This window comes from Paenibacillus sp. BC26, assembly GCF_900116125.1.
Taxonomy (GTDB): Bacteria; Bacillota; Bacilli; order Paenibacillales; family Paenibacillaceae; genus Paenibacillus_Z; species Paenibacillus_Z lignilyticus.
Window position 1 is genome coordinate 2440550 of record NZ_FPAD01000001.1, and the last position, 18966, is coordinate 2459515.

Genomic DNA, 18966 nt, shown 5'->3' on the forward strand with positions numbered 1-18966 from the left:
GAGGTTCAATTCAATTTGCTATTCAACCGCAGCATCCAGCTCGCAGTTTTCCAACTTTAATACCTTCGTTTTGTATTTCCATTTGTAACCGAGCCATAATACTAAGAAGAAAGGAATGCCGATGTAGGAAGCGATAAGGAATTTCCAATCGACTTGACCATCGGAGAAGGCGCTGATGCTTTGCCCGAAGATGACAATCATACACATGACGCCTGCCAGAATCGGTCCGAATGGGAACCACAACGAGCGGTATGGCAGGTCCGCAAGCTTCCTTCCTTGTGCTGTATAAGCTTTACGAAAGCGATAATGGCTGATGGCAATGCCAAGCCAAGCGATAAATCCGGACATCCCGGATGCATTCAGCAGCCAGATATACACCTGACCATCGCCGAAGAAGGAAGCCAGAAATGCAAGCATGCCGATAGCGGCAGTCGCCAGCAGAGCATAAACCGGGATACCGTTTTTATTTAATGTGGCGAATAATCTTGGCGCCTTTCCTTCCTTGGCGAGTACCCACAGCATCCTTGTGGAAGCATACATCCCCGAGTTGCCTGCGGATAGCACGGAGCTTAATATAACGGCATTCATCACGGAAGCCGCCACGCTTAGGCCGGCTTTTTCGAATATGATGGTGAATGGACTTGCACTCACACTATCGCTTGCCAAGGACTCCGTCGTATATGGAATCAGCAGACCCACAACGAATATGGCAAATATATAAAACAATAAGATTCGCCAGAATACGCTGCGGATCGCCCGAGGTACGTTTACACGCGGATTCTCAGACTCCCCTGCCGCGATACCGACGAGCTCCGTCCCTTGGAACGAGAAACCTGCCGCCATACAGACGCCGAGCACGGCAAGTAAACCGCCGGAGATTGGTGCATCGCCGGATGTAAAATTACCGAATCCGGTTGCTTGTCCACTCCAAATGCCGACAATCATGAGAAGACCGATGGCAATAAACACGATGACGGTGACGATCTTAATCATCGCGAACCAATATTCGGATTCGCCATAGCTTTTAACCGATAACAAGTTCAGGCCAACCATTAAGGCAAGAAACAATGCGCTCCATAAGAATGAAGGGCTGTCCGGCAGCCAGAATTTAATGATGATCGTTGCCGCAGACAGCTCGGCCGCTATTGTGATCGCCCAGTTGTACCAATAATTCCACCCGAGGGCAAAGCCAAACGAAGGATCAACGAACCTTGTTGCATAGGTACTGAATGTACCGGACACCGGCATATACGTTGCCATTTCACCCAGACTGGTTACTAAGAAATAAACCATGATGCCAATAATCAGGTAGGCAAGCAGTGCGCCTCCCGGACCTGCAGAATGTATCGCGCCGCCACTGGCCAGAAACAACCCTGTTCCTATCGAGCCGCCGAGTGAGATCATCGTCATATGACGCGATTTCAAGCCTCTGCGCAATTTATTGTTGTTTGGATTCTCGTTCTCGTTCACTTTCATTACGCTCCCTCACCTATTATCCTTATTTCCTGGGAAAATAAGGAATATCAACACAAAAAAGCTGCCTAACAAGGCAGCTACCGTTACTCCCTCATCTCTCCTGTTCGAAGATAGCTCAACACACGTAACGCGGGTGCGAATCGTGTGACAGTTCCGTCCCTTTCGGAAACGGCCCCAGCTCGAACGGTCAGTAAACCGTGCGGCTTCGGCGATGGTACCTTTCCTCCGGCATCCTCAGTCTTTACTGGACTTCCTCCGGCGTACTCATTAACATCGCGACCTCTACCTCATCAAGACCGATGAGGCAATACCTATTTTATTGTGACACAAGAACCTATAATAAGGAGCCTCAGCGGAAAAAGCAATGGATAATCATTCCACGCTTCTGATCGAAAGCATAAAAAAGAAGCCGGATCAATGATCTCAGCTCCTCATAACTGCGTATTTATAGGCGATTAAAGCCAAATTGCAGGCAATACTTCACTCTATGATTTAATTATCCGGTAAACCTGTCTTTCATCTGACCATATGAACGCAATAATAGCTAGTATGTCCTCTTCAAGTAAATCTTAAACCTTCTATACAAGCATTTCTTCAACAAATTTGTTGATGGTATGCAAACGGCTCTGAAAAGCTTGATAAACACCTTCGGCTTGTTCGCGAATTGTCCGCTTGGAGCACGTATATTTGTTTACGCCGGCAGCATAATCCACTTGCCGAATGAGGGATTCCGGCAATGCTGCCGCACCGCTGAGCGCACCGGCAATTCCGCCGGCGAGCGCGGCGACGTTAACGCTGTCCCGTCCCATATTAGCTCCCGCAATGATTGCATCATGTACATTTCCGTTTACCATTTTGACAACGCATATCGCTTTGGTCACCACTTCGTTTGCGAAGCTGTTGCCATATGGCACGCCGCAGCCGCGGTAGCTCTTATCGAAGGCTTCGCGGAGTTCACGGAAATCCCGGCAGCCCGCTGTCAGCTTTAAGCCGGATTCCAGTTCATCGATTATATTGTCTCTTAGGTACCCATATTTGTAGCCATCGATCTTAGCTCCTACATCGGAATAATCGCAGTTGGTGAACAAATCTTTAATTACACTGTCAATCGTTGCGCCGGGCTTAACAGCCGAAGCAATCGCCGCAGCGGTTACGCCTGACCACTTCACGCCATAGCTTCTGGATGCATAATACAGCTGGCCGAGCTCGAAGGCATCGCGAATCGCATTCTTCACATCCCCTGCATTGATCAATCCAACCGGATGACAGTAGCCGGCGAAGCTGTTAAGTCCTGCATAATCGCAATATTTGCCGAGATCGCGTGCCGGGATCCCGCTGTTAGCAACCGCCAACAAACTGACATCATAGGGTTCCATGATCTTCTCGGCAGCTTTCATTGTCATGTCGGATACCCAAATTGCTCGAACGTCCTCGGCCGATATCCGATCCTGTCGTTCTGAGATTGCAGTAATAAGCAGCTTCTGCCGCTCAATTCCGCTTCCGGTCGTACCGGCTTCTCGAAACCAACCATTCTCATAAGGCTTAAGCTGATCAAGGACGCCGAACTCCGCTTCGCTATTCTTCCAGGTAAGTCCCTGAGCAGGCGCGCCTAGAGCAGCTCCGACCTGTGACCCTGCGATACAACCATAAAATTTATCTTGTAAGCTGATGATTCCGCTCATCGCCCGACACTCCTCTACGTTTATCTGAACTCATCTGAACTAGCCTCTATATGATTACGACAACTTACAACGCACCCATCAGCTCCGAATACGCCTTCAGCCTCTGCAATCGGGAACGATACGCTTGGTACAAGCCTTCTGCATGTTCTTTGATGGTGCGCTGGGAATTGGTGACGACATGCAAGGTTGTCGCATAGTCCGTTTGTTTGATCCAAGACTCAGGAATCGTAGTCGTTCCGGTCAGCGCTCCGGATATACCGGCTGCAACCGCCGTAACGCAGTCAGTATCGCGTCCCATATTGACGGCCGCAACCATGGCTTCTTTGACATTTCCTTGGGCCCATTTGAAAATACAAACCGCTTTCGTCACCACTTCATTCGCGTAGCTGACTTCATAAGGAATGCCTCGAATGTTATACGATTCATAGAGCGTCTTCCTAAATTCACGGTAGTCCCCGATGTTCGCGGTCCGTTTCAGCTCCCGTTCAAGCTCTCTAACAACGACATCAGGATCGCAATGATCGAAGATTGCGCCGAGCACGCTGTCAACTGTAGCTCCCGCTTTGGTCCCGGATGCGATCGCTACCGCAGTAACCGTTGCCCATTTAAGCCCGCGACCGTTCGTGGTTTGATAGAGTTGACCGACTTCATTCACATCATGGATCGCATTGGGAATATCCCCGGCATTGATCAGTCCGATTGGGTGGCAAGATCGGGAGAAGCTGTTTAACCCCGCATAATCGCAATATTTGCCGATGTCCCGGGCTGGAATACCGCTCTTGGCCATCGCGAGCAATACAGCTTCGAACGGCTCCGATATCATCCCCGCCGATTCCGGCTTGATTCTGGAAATCCACATATTGCGGACATCCTCGGCCGTGACACGGTCCTGCTTCTCCATAATCGCCGAGATCATCAGCTTCTGGCGCTCCACGCCATCCTCAGTCGTTCCTGCTTCGCGAACCCAGCCGTTATGAAAATGCTCATACGGCAGCAGATCTTCGAGAATCCCGTACTGGGCATCGATTCTATCGTAATCCCAGCCTTCTACCGGTGCTCCCATTGCAGAACCGATATGAACGCCGGCGATGCATCCGTAAAATTTATCGAATAATGAAACTTGCTCACTCATGGCTTGTTCTCTCCTCAAGTTTATTGTGTAATGCAATTAACAGATGTACAGAAATCTAACGTTGGCGCCTTTGATAGTTGAACATTTCGAAATCCGCATCACTCCCCTATACTGAATTCGAAGCTTACAAACTATCGAACTTGGAATGAAAGAGGTGCGTCATATGAACAGCTGGGCTAACTATCAGCTCGATCACGCTGCGATGCTGCAGCGGCTGAACCATCCGACAGGCAAAGTGAAAATGATTCTGGATACCGATGCGTTCAATGAAGTGGACGATCAATTCGCACTCGCCTATACGCTGCTGTCACCGGATAAGATCGATCTTCTGGCGGTTACTGCGGCTCCGTTCTTCAATTGGAATTCAACGAGTCCGGGTGAAGGTATGGAGAAAAGCTACAAGGAAATCTTCAACATCTACAAGCTGATGGACCTGCAGTCCCCTCCTCCTGTATACAGAGGCTCTGCACAATTCATGACTAGCCGAGATGAGCCGGTTCCAAGTGAGGCGGTTGATACGATCATTGAGACGGCACTTGCGGCTGACCCCGATGACCCGCTCTATGTTGTCGCTATCGGCGCCATTACGAACGTAGCATCAGCTATCGTCAAATGCCCCGAAATCATCCGGAAAATCGTCGTAGTCTGGCTTGGACCAAACTCTTATTGGTGGCCTACGCAAGATATTTTCAACGTGTCGCAAGACTATCACGCTTCCGGCATTATCTACGACAGCGGAGTACCGCTAGTCGTACTGCCATGTCACAGCGTCGCGTCCCATCTGTTGACCTCCACTTACGAGATTGATGCTTGCTTGCGAGACCGAAACAAACTGGGTACTTATTTCAGCGATTTGTTCCACGGACGGTTTGAACGGTTCGGCCTCAATCGCCCCGGTTGGTCGAAAGTGCTCTGGGATGTCTCTGCCATAGCATGGCTGCTAAATGAAGAATGGGTGCCATCCGTCGTGCGAAGAACGCCGATCCTCAATCCGAATTTCACCTATTCTACCGATGATTCCAGGCACTTCTACAAGGAAGCGATCGACATTGACCGAAGCCTCGTCTATATCGATATGTTCAACAAATTGGCGAACCATTCAACCTGAGTGGGCAAGACTGCTTTCACGGAATTGCCCTGGCGTTATGCCAACGCTGCGCTTGAAGGCGCGAATGAAGCTGTGTACATTGGTATAGCCGACCATGCTGCTGATTTCGCATACCGTCTGATAATCCAATGCCAGCAGCTGCTTGGAATGCTCGATTCTCTTCTGAGTCAGCAGATTGTAGAACGTACTCCCCGTGTGCTGCTTCAGCAGCCGGTTCAAGTATGTCGAAGAACAATGCATAATATCCGTAACTTGCTCTAACCCGAAATCTTCGTGAAAATGCTCATCAATGTAAGATAGAGCCTCTTCTACCTTCCGTTGATTCCGATCCTTGCTGTACCAGTAGTTAAAATCAGTTTGCTGCTTCGCTTCTTGGAGTGCGCTCGTTATGGATTGATAGATGAAATGGTAGAGCTCCTCCAGCTCAATCCGGTAGGCTTGTTCCTGGTATGGGAGTTTCCCTGCATCTTGCTGTAGTTTGGGATTCGTGATCTGAATGTAGGGTGACTTCAAAGCCGGTGCTGACGGCGGGGATAATTTCAGTACGCTTTGCATGAACAGACCTCCCGTTCTTTATTCACGTAGTTTAATCGCGGCTTCACGTTCCAGAATGGCTAATTTCTCGACTCTTCTGCGGAACTGCTCCTCCGTGCTGAATGTTGCCGAGACATAGGAGGAGATCAAGTCTTTGACCAGCCATTCACCTACGATCTTGGCGCCAACGCACATCACATTAACGTCATCATGTTCGACGCTTTGGTGTGCGGAATGATAGTCATGGCATACGGCCGCACGAATGCCCGGAATCTTATTCGCAGCGATACTGGCACCTACGCCTGTACCACATACCATGATTCCACGTTCAGCTTCACCTTTGAGAACGGAGTGACAGACCAATCGGGCAATATCGGGAAAATCAACGGCATCAGCGCTGTAGCAGCCATGGTCGATGACTTCACAGCCGATGGCTGCCAGATGCGCGGCGACAGCGGACTTCAGATGGAAACCGGCGTGATCGCAACCTAATGAAATCTTCATTTTGCTCGCCTCCTGTTTTCTTTTGTAGGGTGGGTGATTCGAGACAATGTTAACGTTGCCATAAATCTGAAGCATGGATATTACAGTGCCGAAAGCCTATGAAAGCGGGATTCTGCACGCACTTCTGTGACTTTCGACCTCACTATTGGCAACGTTGCCAATTTGTTTGAAATAAAAAACTCACATTGCCTTCGCATGCCGTTTATGCGATACCGAAGGGATTGTAAGCCTTTTCGAGCCAATATTATCCTAGAATGCAGAGCACTGTCAATACCGAAAGTTTGACTCTTTACTTTCAACTGGTATTTTTGTTCATTACCCCTTACAATCCATATAGAATGGCATCGATATCATTTGTTGGAACCAGCTGGGAGGAACGTAAAATCAAGAAGCCAACCATACACGACGTCGCCGAGAAAGCAAAAGTGACGCCTTCCACCGTATCCAGAGTTATGAACGGTTCGAGCCTCGTAAAGCCGATTACCAGGCAGCGGGTACTTGATGCCGTTAAGAGTTTGGGTTATATCCCCAGCAAAACCGCGCGCATGTTCAAATCCGGCAAAAGCGGTATTCTCGGTCTTGTCGTCAGTGCGCAGCATATTAGCGAGTTGATCTTCAACGCCGGCTTCCAAGCCCTATTCAAAGCATTGACCGAGAAGGCGCACAGCGAAGGCTACAATATCCTCATTCTTACATCGAGCGATCCGGATTCCGAATCATTCTTTAACGTCATTAAGAGTCAGGTTGCGGACGGCTTTATCATATTAAGCCCTTCTAACAATGAATCCCTGGCATCCATGCTTGAAGACGCAGGTATTCCTTATGTATTTAACATGAAATACTCCAACAATCCGGAGGATATTTACTACATAACATCCGATGATCTCGAGGCCGGCTATATGGCGGCTAAATATTTGTTGGATCTGAATCATACCGACATTCGCTTTATTGTGGGCAGCATTAAAGGCAATGTCATTTCCTTTAACCACGAGAGAATTAATGGCGTTAAGAAAGCTTATGACGAGTATGGAATTCCTTTCAAGGATGACTATATTGTTCGCGTACCCGGACAATTGGAAGAGAGCTACAATATGATTCATCAGCTCCTCCAGACCCAGAAGCCTACAGCGCTGATGATTTCAAATGAGGTGACGACGGTTGCGGCGCTCAATTATTTCTACGACTATGGCTATCGGGTGCCGCAGGACATCTCTGTAATTGGCTTTGGTCCATCCGATCTCTACCGGAGTCTGAGACCGAACTTAACGAGTGTCAGCTTTGACATTGCACATGCCAGCGGCAAGATTGTCGATATGCTGCTCCAGCGGATCGAAGGCATCCCTATCAAGCTTGAGCCGCCTAAGAAACCAGAGCTTATTATCAGGGACAGCACAGCTCGCAATATTTAACGGGGTTAACGATGTAATGGCAGCGCAGAACTCTGCGCTGCCATTTGCCTATCGGTATTGAACGAATCTTCAATCTTCCAGCCACTTCGCGAGATGCTCGGCAACAAATTCATCGTCTACTCGCTGCGGGTAATCACGGCTAACTCGCGTGAGCTCATCCGCTTGCCCGTCGGATAAGGTCTCCTTGGGATTCAAGCACCAGATCCCCTGCAGCAAGCCTTGGCGGCGCAGCACCTCATGAATGCCGGCGATACATCCGGCGTACCGATTGGCGGCATCGAACAGCGCCGCGTTCATATCCGTCACTTCGGTGTTCCGCGTCAGCCACTCGGACGTCAATGCCGCTTCGCCGCGCACTCGCTTCACTTCTTCGAGAAGCTCCACCGCTCTTCTCGTCCAAACCGCCCAATGCCCCAGCAAACCGCCAACAATCCTTTTTTCCACCGGAGCTCCGTCGATGATAAACCGATATGCAGTCAGCAGATCGCCAATGATATTATCGTCATTTCCGGTATAAAGAGCAATTTGATCACGTCTGCTCGAGCTGCATACCGCCCGCACAACATCGAGGGTTTGATAGCGATTGAACGGGGCGATCTTGATCGCAACGACGTTCGGAATTTCCGCGAATGCCTGCCAGAACGCATAACTGAGCACTCGCCCGCCTACTGAGGGCTGCAAATAAAACCCGATCACCGGCAGCAGCTCTGCCACTTGCTCCGTTCGTTTCAAGAGATCACTTTCCGAATAGCTTCCAAGGCCGCCCATACTGAGCAATCCGGCATCATAACCGAGCTCAATGGCAATTCTCGCTTCGCTCAATGCTTGATCGGTAGGACCGCATAGGCCTGCCACCTTAATAAAGGGTCGATTCAGCTTCGCTCGCTCAACTTCCTCGGACGCAAGTCGCAGCACCGGCTCGTATAAGCCGATTCCTGCATTACGAATCTCGAATTGCGTGGAATGGACGCCGACGGCAATCCCTCCTGCACCGGAGTCGATGTAGTATCGCGTCAGCGCTCGTTGATATCGCGGATCAAGCTTGCGCTGATGATCCAATGCCAGCGGGTGAGCGGGAATAACCAGACCATCATGAAGGGCGCCAAGCTGTTCCGGCGTCAGCTGTTTGCCTTGCATCAGAACTTCCCCTTTCGCTCTTGAAAATGGGTCGGTTTGTTCAGCGTATAGCCGCCGGCTCGAACCCATTCCGCAACCCAGTCGATCATCTGCAGCAGAGAGACACGCGGATACCCGAACAATTGAAAGGATTGAGCGGCATTACTTAGCAGAGCCGTGTCCGACTCCGTACCTTCTAATATCGGCTCTTTCCCAAGGCGTTTGCCCATCTCTGCCGCTGCCCAGCGTACGGACATCGTCTCGGGGCCGGTAATATTAATTGTACGCGGCGGCGATTCGCAATGGGACAAGCATCGCAGCGCCATCTCATTGGCATCGCCTTGCCAGATGACGTTGGCATGCCCCATCTCAAGCCGAATCGGTCGTTCATTCATAACCGACTTCGCAATTTCGAGCAGAACCCCATAGCGCAGATCAATTGCATAATTCAATCGGAAAATAACCATCGGCATGCTGTATTGCTTGGAGAAATATTCAAATATTCGTTCACGCCCCAAACAAGACTGCGCGTACTCCCCTTTAGGCTCCGGTGCGTAGGATTCGCTAACGCCTCCCAGTCCCGGCGGCGAGAATGGATAGACATTCCCGGACGAGAACACAACGATTCGCGAATTCCGATACTTCTCTGCTACCCTGCCCGGCAAATAAGCGTTCATCGCCCAAGTGAAATCCTCGTTGCCTGTCGTTCCGAATTTATTACCCGCCATATAGATGATGTTGCGTGCATCAGGAAGCTGCTGCAGCTGCTGATCATCGAGCAGGTTGCACGAGATCGTTTCAACGCCTGCAGCCTCCAGGTCTCTGCGCGTCTCCTCATTCGAGAATCTCGAAACGCCGATTACACGATTGCGAGCGCTTGCTCGGCGCAGTGCGTTTACTGCTAATTTAGCCAGGCTCGGGCCCATTTTACCGCCAACGCCTAACACGAGGATGTCCCCTTCCAGCGACGCCATTTCGGCGATCAGCTGCTCGGAGGGTTCAGCTAATATGGCTTCGAGCTCCACGATCGTTGGAATGTGCGCCATCGCCATCGGATTACCCCCTGACGCTTTCTTGCGCCGGTCGATAGATGTGAGGATTTTGGCGGCGGCACTCTTCCATGACAACAAGCTGCTGTCTGACTTGCTGCGGCGTAATCGCTAACTCCTCGCCGCCCACAAGGGTTCTATACAGCATGAGATATAATTGCTCCGTCATGTAGTCGAATTCGCTTTGACCTTCCGCTAATTGGAGCTCCCAGTTCTCCTTATACCAGTTGAGCGTTTCGCGACAGTAGCTTGGTTTGCCGTTCTTGTCCACTAAAGGCTCTGTCGTTAATTGCTGCGCAGGCGCTTCCTCCGGTTTAAAATAGCTCCATTCCAATCGTTCATTATTGCCGCGCAGTCCGCCATTGGTTCCCTGTATGACGAACGGTTCTCCCGGGAAAACACTGCACGAGGAAACTTCCAAATCGATGGTCGGACGTCCTTGCCCGCGAAGCAGGATCTTCACGTAATCCTCGGCATCCCCGAACGTATTGGCTTGATCCATCACGCATGTAATATCCGGGATCAGATCCGTTCCGAACAGCTGCAGCACCTGATCCACGGTATGGGAGCCTAAATTCAGCAAGCTGCCGCCATTGTTGCTTTGCAGGGTTTGCCAATCCCATCTGCGGGCAAAACGGTTGCTGGTGAAATCGATTTGCACGATGCGGCCCAAAACACCGCTTTCGATCACTTCGCGAATGCGAACATAGGCAGGCATGTAGCGTGACTGCTGGAATACAGCTAATATTTTGCCGGATCGCTCGGAGGCTGCAATCAATTGATCGACTTCTTCCGATGTTCGGGCGAGCGGCTTCTCGCACAGGACATGAAATCCGCGGTTCAACAGCTCCAAGGAGATCGGCACATGCTGATGGCTGGGCGAAGCATTGACGACAAGGTCAAGCTGCTCATTCTCCACCATCTCCTGCCAGGTTGCATAAGCGTTACATTGGAACTCTTGGCGCGCCAGCTGCTGCCGCTCCGGCATGGAATCCGCGACCGCAGCAATTTGGAAACAGTGAGGCAGCTTGGCTAGTAATTGCCCGTGTATATCGCGTCCACTTCGGCCTTGCCCGATAATCCCGATTTTTAAGATCGATTGTTCCATGCTAACATTCCCCTTTTCCCTATTAAGATGGTTGAGTCCAGCTTTCGCTACATTCACTTCTCCGTTTGCGCTCGCAGATTCGCAAGCAGAGTCTTCAATCCTTGGAGCGACTTGGCTGTTCCTTCCATTGCAGTGCCGCCTTCCGGAATATAGTGCGTCTCCAATGTGAACAGCCCGGCATAGCCATCTCGATGTAAAGCTCGAAAATGGGCTTCATACGGAACGATGCCTGCCCCAATCGGAGTCGCTTGGGGATTACCGCTCTCGTTCATCCGTACGTCTTTTAAATGTACATGGGCCAATAGGTTGCGAATGCTGGAATAACCATCGGGATAGCTGGTACGGTTGCCGTATTGCTCATTCCCCGGATCCCATAAGACGCGCAGATTAGGCGAATTGACAGCTTTAACGAGTCTGGCGACTTCCGCGGCAAACCCGCCATTGCAGGAAGGTTCGTTTTCGAGCAAAAGCAGCTTGCCGCGGCTTGCTGCCATTAAGGCAGCACGAGTTAAATGCTTTATTATTTCGTCTTCGTGCTGCTCCGGATCAGTTTCACGCCAGAAGGAGAATATTCGAATCCGATTCGTACCCAGCTGATCGGCAATGTCCATCGCCCGTTCCAGCATCGCGAAATGCTCGGAAACCGAAACTTCCTCCTGATTAAATCGGTCTCCCTCCGACACCTGATTGCCTGTTCCCAGCGCACATTTGAATATCGGCGAAGCGATACAAGACACGAATAGTCCTCGTCTTTCCGTCTCGGAACGGATGATGGCAAGCTGCTGATCACTGAGCGAAAGTACATTATGGCCATTGATCGTACGGATTTCAACATGCTTCAAGCCATTCAATACCGCAAAGTTCAGCGCTTCTATTAGATCCGTTGGCGAAACCTCATCCGTTATGACACCTAAACGATCCTCGATCATGGCTATGGCTGCCTCCCATTCTCTGCTTGCAGCTGGGGCCGCCCTTTACTCCAAACGGGTTCCCCGCCTACAATGGTTTGCTGCACTTGAATGCTGCCGCTGCTATCCATTGCGAACAGCGTCAAATTAGCTCTTGCGCCAACCGCCAGCTTCCCTAATGACGGCCAGCCCATGGCTTCCGCAGGTCGGCTCGTTACGGCATCGATCGCTTCCCGCAAACTAATTCCGGCTAGTCGGATAGCTGTCTCTATCCCATGATCCAGCGCTTGGGCGGAGCCTGCCAATATCCGCGGATCGGCTGCCGTCTGGAGCCGGCCGTTGGTTAGCAGCTCAACCTCTTGCCCGATCATGCTCCGATAACGCCCCGGTGGCATGCCGCCAAACCGGACGGTGTCGCTGACGAGGATGAAACGATCGCGTTTGGCGCGGATCATGGATTTCAACACAGAAGCGGACAAATGATGGCCGTCCGCAATAAACATCGCAACCAAGCCGTCTTCGGCCAATTGATCCCAAATGTAATTCGGATGCCTTGCCATGACCGGATGCGCGCCGTTCCCAAGATGCGTGGACAGCGTGGCACCTGATTCAACAGCCGCACGCAGCTGCTCCGTATTCGCCATCGTGTGTCCAATGCTTACTTTTACGCCTCCGCTCGCGATTACCTGTTTGATGAATAACTCGGTACCTTTCCGCTCCGGAGCAACGGTGCACAGGACAATTCGCCCTCCGGCTGAATGCTGCCAAGCCGCGAATTCAGCCGTATCGGGATCTCGAATATAGACCTTGTCATGGGCACCGCGCGGTCCGTCTTCGGCGGATAAATAAGGACCTTCGACATGAATGCCGGCTATTGCGTCAGCAATCAGCTTATTATTCTCGCAAGCCTTATGAATGGCACGACATGCTTGGTTCATTCTGGCGAAGCTGCCGGTTATGACCGTGGGGCAATACGTGGTAACGCCATGCCGGAATAAGGCGCGCGTCACTTCGGCTACATCATGCTCCGTGGTTACATCGCCATTAAGATCGAAACCGGCGAAGCCATTCACCTGCAGGTCGATCCAACCCGGTGATAACCAAGTTTCATCGGCTTGGGCTTCATCGGCAGGCCGTGCAGGTGAAATGGCTTGGATGACGCCATTTTCCGCCGTAATCCGTACCCATTCTCCCGTATCATAGCGTCTTCCTATCCATGACATGACGCAACGCCTCCTCGCTGATCCGTGTCGTATCGAATCACTCGTTTACGGCCGAGTCAGACAGAACGGCTTGTGCGGCCGAGGCCGATTGCTGATCCAAGTAAAGCGTCCAATTCGGATGCGATCGCAGTATCGTTGCCGGGACTAGCGGTGTAATATCGGACTCCAGCGTTCGTTTGATGGCATCCGCCTTAACCGCATGAGGAACGCAGGAGAGTATGACTTTGCTCTTCATAATTTGGCGGACACTCATTGTGATTGCTTGCGCCGGCACATCCGCTAAGCTGGCGAACCAGCCTTCCCCGACTTGCTGACGTTTACAGGCATCATCCAGTTCGACCACTATGTAAGGCTCTTCCGTCTCGAAATTAGCCGGAGGATCATTGAACGCGATATGCGCATTTTCACCGATTCCAATCATGGCAAGGTCGATCGGAGCTCTCAGAATGGCTTCGTTCAACCGTTCAATGGTCTGATGGACGTCACCTTCGCCTTCAACGAGATGATAGGCAGCTAACTGCACGCGACTGATAAAACGTTCCTTCAGGTAAGCTTGAAAACTGGCGGGATGCGTCGCATCGATACCTGCATATTCGTCCAGATGGAACATTTCAACCTTGCTCCACTCTACCGGCAGTTTAGTGAATGCTTGGAGAAATTCGAATTGCGACGAACCTGTAGAAAGCAGCAGCCTCGCTCTTCCTTGGCGTTCGATCACTTCTTGCAAAATCCGTGCGGCATGTTCGGCTGCTTCCTCCCCCAATTGCTGTGCATGCTCCATTACTTTAATGTTCATGATGCTCCTCCTCTGGAATTCTTTCGAATAATTCCGCGATTCGTACCGCCTTGCCTTCTCTGATTGAGCGATTAGCGGCGAATCCGATTGCACAAGACATAGCGCCGTCCCAGCTATTCGCCTGTCTGGGATCATTAGGATCCGAGCCTCTCATAAGCGCTCGCAACAACCGGCCATCGCCCCCGCCATGATCACCGGACTCCGCTTGAAGCGGCATGTCGATAACCTTCTGTTCACGGTTGAACAACCGGATGTGCTGAACGGGAGTATCGGCATACGGTCCAATCGCTCCGTCGTAATATTCCGCTTCCAGCCGCCCATTCGTCCCCGTCAACACAATCCGGAAACCTTCATACGGCGCATATGCCGTGAGGGAGTAACTCATCATCGCTCCTCTGGAATACCCGACATTGACGCTGAGCGTATCCTCGATGTCGATCTCTTCTGCGAATACACATTGATCACGGTAATAGCGGTCTTCTTGCTCGCATGCCAAGTAAAGCGCTCTATAGTTGCCTTGATTCAAATCGATGTAAAATTCACAGGTGCCGGTATACGAACAGTCCGAGCATCTGGTGCCCCGCTCTTCACGCGTTGGACCGTAGAATCGGGTAGCGCCGAATGCATGAACGGATAAGGGTTGATCCTCCAGCAGCCAGTTCACGATATCGAAGTGATGCGTCGATTTATGGACGAGCAGCCCGCCGGAATTCGCTTTCTTCCTATGCCATCTGCGAAAGTAATCTGCGCCATGCTTCGTATCCAGAAACCATTCGAAATGCACCTGCGTCACCGTGCCGAGCGAGTTTTCCCGGGAAATGTCTTTGAGCCGGTTCATGAACGGCATGTATCGCAAATTGAAGGTAACCGTGACTTTCTTGCCCGTTTGCCGCTCGGCATGGAGGATCTGATTGCATTTGTCCTCATCAATGGTGAGCGGCTTCTCTGTTATGACGTCACAGCCGGCGCGTAGCGCCTGCATGATATAGACGTGATGCGTGCTGTCGATGGAAGTGACGATGACCACATCCGGCTTGGCTTCGGCCAACAGGGTATCGAAGCTCGTGTACACGGGAAACTGCCCTCCGGTCCGCGTTCGCAGCAGCTCGGATCGTTTCACGTTCGTATCATATACGCCGACGATTGTCGCCACATCGCCATAATCCCGCGCAATCGGAACCGCGAACATATAGGTGCCTCTGTTGCCTGCCCCTACGAGAGCATAGCTTCTCACGAGTTGACGCCTCCTTTGCTTGTCTGTTAGCGCAGCTGCGCAACTAGAAAAAGTCCGTCATATACGCGACTCGGCCGGGAATGGCGCGCTCCCATTTTGCAATGTCGGATGGACTTCCGCCCAGGCGGCCGTTCATGCTTAGCTGGGCCGGTCGCTGGCAGCCAATCAGCATGGTAGAGAGCGTTTGGATGTCGCAGGTGACGCCATCCGAGCTGCTATCTTCAAGATGAGCAGCCTCTGCGCGGCCGTTGTCGTTCACCGTTAGCTCCCACACGCCGCGATTCCACTCGGCGTGATCATCGGTGATGCGCACGATTAACTTTGCGGACTCGCCAGCGAAACGATAATGCCTGACGAACGCTTCAACGTCGACGATGCGAATCATAAAGTTAGAGACCGTCTCTTGCTGGAGCTTGGGTTCTGCCATTGCGAACAGGAAGGGATCATCTTTAGGCGCGGTGAACTTGAGCCGAGTTACGATCGAATCATGATTGCTAATAAACTGCCATAGCCCGTTCCTAGCGGAATGATCAAGATGCACGAGTTCATGGATGTTCATGAAACGATCTTTTATGTCATAAAGCATATAACCGGTCGGTACGCCGTCGGTATCGTAATAGACAGCCAAATTGCCCAGCTTACGATTGAACACATGCTGCCGCCACCACTTCTCATCACGGCGCAGCATGCCGTTATAAGCTGCTCTGGCATATTGATCGTAGACTAGATCGGCGGTGTTCCAGTCTTCCGCTGACAATCGTTTGACCACTCCGGCTGCGGACGCAAACTTAGGGACGACTGCCATATCGAGCGTATTCACGATCTGCGTGGAGAAGTATTCCCAGCCATATTTCCGATAGAACGAATAGGAGAACGGGTTCAGCATCGAAACCGTCTGCCCGTTAGCCCGCATCATCTCTAAACTGCGGACGAGCAATTTGCTGACCATCCCCTGCCTGCGCATTTCCGGATAAGAGGCAACATGGGCAATTCCGCCCATCGCCAGCGCTTCTCCCTGCACGTAAATCGTGAGCGGAAGCACCGCAAGCTGCGCAGCTAATTGCTCCTCTGCAAAGTATCCGAGAAAGTGCTCCATGTTCGATTTAGCCAGTCGCACTTGTATATCGGATTCCGAGAATCGGACGGCAAAAGCTGCCTGCGTAAGCGAAAGTGACTGGCCTGCTTCTTCTTGCCTGATGGTCCTGATCATGCCGCTCCCCCTTTGCCCTCTCCTGCTCAAACTATAGCGAAACGATTCGCTGTTCGAAACGAGCAGTATTTGTTATCATTCATTTTATTACCAATACCTAAAAATTCTGTGAAGTTATGAAAATAAGACCATTGTTCAAAACGCTTTCTTTCTTTAGTATTAAGTAAACAAGCTTGAAAACGGACCATGACGGGAGAGGGTTGTTTTCATGAAAATAATCGCCAGTCTGCTGCGGTTCCCCTACACGCGCATAAAGTCCCCTTCACTGTTCTTCTGGCTGCTAGTCAGCTATATGACGATTGTCATCCTGCTCGTATCGTTCATCTTATACTCCGTTGTTTTCTACAGAGGTACGATTAAAGAAGAAGTCATCGCCTACAATAATGTGAACCTGAATAACACCATGGAGAACTACGAGGCGAAAATCCAACTGATCGAGAACGCCGTGCTCTCCTTCTCACTCAATGAAGATATCGCTGCGCTCGACAAACCAAACTTCGATTATGCCGCAGGCGGCAAGCTGATCGACGAGATCCAAATCTACCTCGCAAACCAATCGCTCTTCCTGGAGAACATGATTGTCTATTTCAAGAAAAGCAATGTAGCCATCGAAAAAACACGCGGCGCAGATGCCGATGTCATGTTCAAACGTTATTATGTGAGCAAGACCTACGGCTACGAATTCTGGCAGCAGCAATTTGATAACCTCTACGTTAAGCGGATATTGCCAAACGCCGTCTTCTCGGAGCTGGAGTTTACTTCCAAACGAGTGAGTGAACGCAAGCTCATTCCGATCGTCATCAAGAACCAGACCACCCCCTCGGTTTATATCATCGCTTTAATCGACGCACAGAAAATGTACAAAGCATTTCATCAATCCATTACAGACGATTTCTACATCTTGGATGACGCACAGCGTTCCTTCTTTACTACCGTTAATAATCAGCAAAGCCATTTTCCCGTATTGGAAGGCAGCCACGGCTATGTCAAGATGGACACCAATTATTACTTTTACAAAAAAGGCGAGCTTACCGGTCTCACCTACGTCAACGTAATTCCGGATGACAGCATCGTATCGCAAATGAAATGGAATATTACGTTCGTTATCCTGCTCGTACTCTCCGTCTTATTCAGTATGCTGGTTTCGTTCCTGTTCAGCGTGCGATTTAACCGTCCGGTCAAGCAGCTTGTGCAATCCATACAACAGCTAACGACCGGTTTCCCTTGGCAGAAGCATAGCGGGATCAAGGAATTCGCCTTTATTCAGGAGCGCGTCAGACATCTGCTCGATTCAAACTTTGACATCAGCCAAAATTTGGAGGAGAAGAACTCCCTGCTGCGCCACTATGCGTACATTAATCAGCTGAAGAATATCCGGAACAACACCGGCTTCTTGAAAGATCTCATCAAGAGCAACCATCCTTACCGCGTCGTGCTGTTCAAGCTGACTTTCCGTCCGCAGCTGCTGGAGGAAATTGATGATGACGAGGAACGAGCAACCTTATTTATCCGTGCCTATATCGATAAAATCTTAACGGAACGTTACCCCGACTCCCTCACGCTCCAACTGGAAAGCGATCAGCTGCTGGCGGTCATCTATTCCGATCATGCCGAGCATAAACTCGCCGAGACGCTGGATGGATTTCGGATCGTGCTCGATCTGGACCGCGCTTACTGCTTCTCCACGATGGCCGTAAGTAAACGATATGAGCAGCCGGACGAGTTTAATCTCTCTTTTGAACAGACCAAATCCTTGATCCAGCATCGTAAATTCAATGATTATAACCAAGTGCTGTGGGCGGAGACGGAGCCAAAGCTGGTGAACTATTTTCTAATGCCCGCTCAAGAGGAAGAAATCAATGCAAGCTTGAACAATGGCAACGAATCTCAGCTTGTTCAGTTCATGAAACGTGAAATTGCCGGTCTGCGGAAGAAGGAAGCGACGGAGCATGAAGTGAAAGCATTCATAAGTATTGTGGTGGACAGAGCAAAACGGGCTTACGTCGTCAATCATCTGGATGCGGAGCTGCTCCAAACCTTGCAATCGCGGTTGCAGCACAGCCATACATTCGAAGAATTGGAGCACTTGTTTGAGGAGTGGCTGCCGTCAATCACCAATCTGATCAAAAGCAAGAAGGAGAAGAAAGATCATATTACCAGTTTTGTATTCGACTATTTGGAGAATCATTATGCGCATGACATTACGCTGGATATGATGGCGGATAAACTCAACATCACGAGAAGCTACCTCTCCACCTATTTCAAGGAGAAAACAGGCACTTATTTCGTGGATTACGTCAATTTGATTCGAGTGAGCCGGGCGAAAGAGCTGTTGTCCCGTTCGGATGTCAAGATCCAGGACGCCGCCGCCCGGGTCGGCTACCAGAATATTAATTCGTTTAATCGGATGTTCAAGAAGTTTACCGGCGTCACGCCAAGTGAGTTTCGAAAAGTAGAACGAGTTTGATTGGGCCGTG

Annotated in this window: 16 protein-coding genes and 1 riboswitch; of the genes, 3 read left to right on the forward strand and 13 right to left on the reverse strand. The window is 50.7% G+C overall.

Annotated features, from left to right (window positions below; genetic code table 11):
* Nucleotides 1-18: 18 nt before the first annotated feature.
* The 3 genes from BM412_RS10575 to BM412_RS10585 form a co-directional block, all read right to left on the reverse strand.
* The gene (locus tag BM412_RS10575; RefSeq protein ID WP_091217304.1) at nucleotides 19-1476 is read right to left on the reverse strand and encodes an amino acid permease; all 1458 of its coding nucleotides are present in this window, start codon (nucleotides 1474-1476) and stop codon (nucleotides 19-21) included.
* Between the two features lie 103 nt (nucleotides 1477-1579).
* Nucleotides 1580-1769: riboswitch (Lysine riboswitch) on the reverse strand.
* Between the two features lie 285 nt (nucleotides 1770-2054).
* Complete coding sequence (locus tag BM412_RS10580) at nucleotides 2055-3158, reverse strand: ADP-ribosylglycohydrolase family protein (RefSeq protein ID WP_091217306.1); 1104 nt, start codon at nucleotides 3156-3158, stop codon at nucleotides 2055-2057.
* 64 nt (nucleotides 3159-3222) lie between these two features.
* The gene (locus tag BM412_RS10585) at nucleotides 3223-4290 is read right to left on the reverse strand and encodes an ADP-ribosylglycohydrolase family protein (protein WP_091217309.1); all 1068 of its coding nucleotides are present in this window, start codon (nucleotides 4288-4290) and stop codon (nucleotides 3223-3225) included.
* Nucleotides 4291-4453: 163 nt separating this feature from the next.
* Between BM412_RS10585 and BM412_RS10590 the strand changes: the two genes are divergently transcribed.
* Nucleotides 4454-5398 carry a nucleoside hydrolase gene (locus BM412_RS10590; RefSeq protein WP_091217312.1) on the forward strand — a complete coding sequence of 315 codons (945 nt, stop codon included), beginning with the start codon at nucleotides 4454-4456 and terminating at the stop codon, nucleotides 5396-5398.
* On the opposite strand, the gene BM412_RS10595 is transcribed toward BM412_RS10590, so the two are convergent.
* Both BM412_RS10595 and rpiB read right to left on the reverse strand, forming a co-directional pair.
* Nucleotides 5390-5953: a helix-turn-helix domain-containing protein gene (locus tag BM412_RS10595; RefSeq protein ID WP_091217314.1), complete on the reverse strand. Its 564-nt coding sequence runs from the start codon at nucleotides 5951-5953 to the stop codon at nucleotides 5390-5392. The two genes, BM412_RS10590 and BM412_RS10595, sit on opposite strands and share 9 nt — an antisense overlap.
* Nucleotides 5954-5971: 18 nt before the next feature.
* Nucleotides 5972-6436 carry a ribose 5-phosphate isomerase B gene (rpiB, locus tag BM412_RS10600; protein WP_091217316.1) on the reverse strand — a complete coding sequence of 155 codons (465 nt, stop codon included), beginning with the start codon at nucleotides 6434-6436 and terminating at the stop codon, nucleotides 5972-5974.
* A 338-nt stretch (nucleotides 6437-6774) separates the two neighbouring features.
* On the opposite strand from rpiB, the gene BM412_RS10605 reads away from it, so the two are divergent.
* Nucleotides 6775-7845, forward strand: a complete 1071-nt coding sequence (locus tag BM412_RS10605; RefSeq protein ID WP_177245762.1) for a LacI family DNA-binding transcriptional regulator — start codon at nucleotides 6775-6777, stop codon at nucleotides 7843-7845.
* Nucleotides 7846-7914: 69 nt separating this feature from the next.
* Here the strand turns inward: BM412_RS10605 and BM412_RS10610 are convergent, their stop codons facing one another.
* The 8 genes from BM412_RS10610 to eis are packed head-to-tail and all read right to left on the reverse strand — an operon-like array spanning nucleotide 7915 to nucleotide 16489.
* Nucleotides 7915-8982 (reverse strand): dihydrodipicolinate synthase family protein, encoded by a 1068-nt coding sequence (locus BM412_RS10610; RefSeq protein ID WP_091217321.1) that lies wholly within the window; start codon nucleotides 8980-8982, stop codon nucleotides 7915-7917.
* Nucleotides 8982-10013, reverse strand: coding sequence for an NAD-dependent epimerase/dehydratase family protein (locus tag BM412_RS10615; protein WP_371264758.1), 1032 nt, complete (start codon nucleotides 10011-10013; stop codon nucleotides 8982-8984). Before BM412_RS10615 ends, BM412_RS10610 begins: the two co-directional genes overlap by 1 nt.
* 4 nt (nucleotides 10014-10017) lie before the next feature.
* Nucleotides 10018-11118 carry a Gfo/Idh/MocA family protein gene (locus tag BM412_RS10620; protein WP_091217324.1) on the reverse strand — a complete coding sequence of 367 codons (1101 nt, stop codon included), beginning with the start codon at nucleotides 11116-11118 and terminating at the stop codon, nucleotides 10018-10020.
* A gap of 53 nt (nucleotides 11119-11171) precedes the next feature.
* On the reverse strand, nucleotides 11172-12047 hold the full coding sequence (locus BM412_RS10625; protein ID WP_091217326.1) for a sugar phosphate isomerase/epimerase family protein: 876 nt from the start codon (nucleotides 12045-12047) through the stop codon (nucleotides 11172-11174).
* Nucleotides 12048-12049: 2 nt separating this feature from the next.
* Nucleotides 12050-13249, reverse strand: a complete 1200-nt coding sequence (locus BM412_RS10630) for an N-acetylglucosamine-6-phosphate deacetylase (RefSeq protein ID WP_091217329.1) — start codon at nucleotides 13247-13249, stop codon at nucleotides 12050-12052.
* Between the two features lie 37 nt (nucleotides 13250-13286).
* Nucleotides 13287-14045, reverse strand: coding sequence for a glucosamine-6-phosphate deaminase (locus BM412_RS10635; RefSeq protein ID WP_091217331.1), 759 nt, complete (start codon nucleotides 14043-14045; stop codon nucleotides 13287-13289).
* A complete protein-coding gene (locus BM412_RS10640; RefSeq protein WP_091217333.1) occupies nucleotides 14035-15279 on the reverse strand; it encodes a Gfo/Idh/MocA family protein in 1245 nt (414 codons plus the stop codon). The genes BM412_RS10635 and BM412_RS10640 overlap by 11 nt, the downstream gene beginning before the upstream one ends.
* Nucleotides 15280-15322: 43 nt before the next feature.
* Nucleotides 15323-16489, reverse strand: coding sequence for a GNAT family N-acetyltransferase (gene eis, locus BM412_RS10645; protein WP_091217336.1), 1167 nt, complete (start codon nucleotides 16487-16489; stop codon nucleotides 15323-15325).
* Nucleotides 16490-16697: 208 nt separating this feature from the next.
* Between eis and BM412_RS10650 the strand changes: the two genes are divergently transcribed.
* Nucleotides 16698-18956, forward strand: a complete 2259-nt coding sequence (locus tag BM412_RS10650; RefSeq protein WP_091217339.1) for a helix-turn-helix domain-containing protein — start codon at nucleotides 16698-16700, stop codon at nucleotides 18954-18956.
* Nucleotides 18957-18966 lie beyond the last annotated feature (10 nt).

Excerpts from the sequence above, each read along its gene's own strand:
- BM412_RS10575 (WP_091217304.1), bottom strand. The coding sequence starts at position 1,476 with ATGAAAGTGAACGAGAACGAGAATCCAAACAACAATAAATTGCGCAGA.
- BM412_RS10580 (WP_091217306.1), bottom strand. The coding sequence starts at position 3,158 with ATGAGCGGAATCATCAGCTTACAAGATAAATTTTATGGTTGTATCGCA.
- BM412_RS10585 (WP_091217309.1), bottom strand. The coding sequence starts at position 4,290 with ATGAGTGAGCAAGTTTCATTATTCGATAAATTTTACGGATGCATCGCC.
- BM412_RS10590 (WP_091217312.1), top strand. The coding sequence starts at position 4,454 with ATGAACAGCTGGGCTAACTATCAGCTCGATCACGCTGCGATGCTGCAG.
- BM412_RS10595 (WP_091217314.1), bottom strand. The coding sequence starts at position 5,953 with ATGCAAAGCGTACTGAAATTATCCCCGCCGTCAGCACCGGCTTTGAAG.
- rpiB (WP_091217316.1), bottom strand. The coding sequence starts at position 6,436 with ATGAAGATTTCATTAGGTTGCGATCACGCCGGTTTCCATCTGAAGTCC.
- BM412_RS10605 (WP_177245762.1), top strand. The coding sequence starts at position 6,775 with ATGGCATCGATATCATTTGTTGGAACCAGCTGGGAGGAACGTAAAATC.
- BM412_RS10610 (WP_091217321.1), bottom strand. The coding sequence starts at position 8,982 with ATGCAAGGCAAACAGCTGACGCCGGAACAGCTTGGCGCCCTTCATGAT.
- BM412_RS10615 (WP_371264758.1), bottom strand. The coding sequence starts at position 10,013 with ATGGCGATGGCGCACATTCCAACGATCGTGGAGCTCGAAGCCATATTA.
- BM412_RS10620 (WP_091217324.1), bottom strand. The coding sequence starts at position 11,118 with ATGGAACAATCGATCTTAAAAATCGGGATTATCGGGCAAGGCCGAAGT.
- BM412_RS10625 (WP_091217326.1), bottom strand. The coding sequence starts at position 12,047 with ATGATCGAGGATCGTTTAGGTGTCATAACGGATGAGGTTTCGCCAACG.
- BM412_RS10630 (WP_091217329.1), bottom strand. The coding sequence starts at position 13,249 with ATGTCATGGATAGGAAGACGCTATGATACGGGAGAATGGGTACGGATT.
- BM412_RS10635 (WP_091217331.1), bottom strand. The coding sequence starts at position 14,045 with ATGAACATTAAAGTAATGGAGCATGCACAGCAATTGGGGGAGGAAGCA.
- eis (WP_091217336.1), bottom strand. The coding sequence starts at position 16,489 with ATGATCAGGACCATCAGGCAAGAAGAAGCAGGCCAGTCACTTTCGCTT.
- BM412_RS10650 (WP_091217339.1), top strand. The coding sequence starts at position 16,698 with ATGAAAATAATCGCCAGTCTGCTGCGGTTCCCCTACACGCGCATAAAG.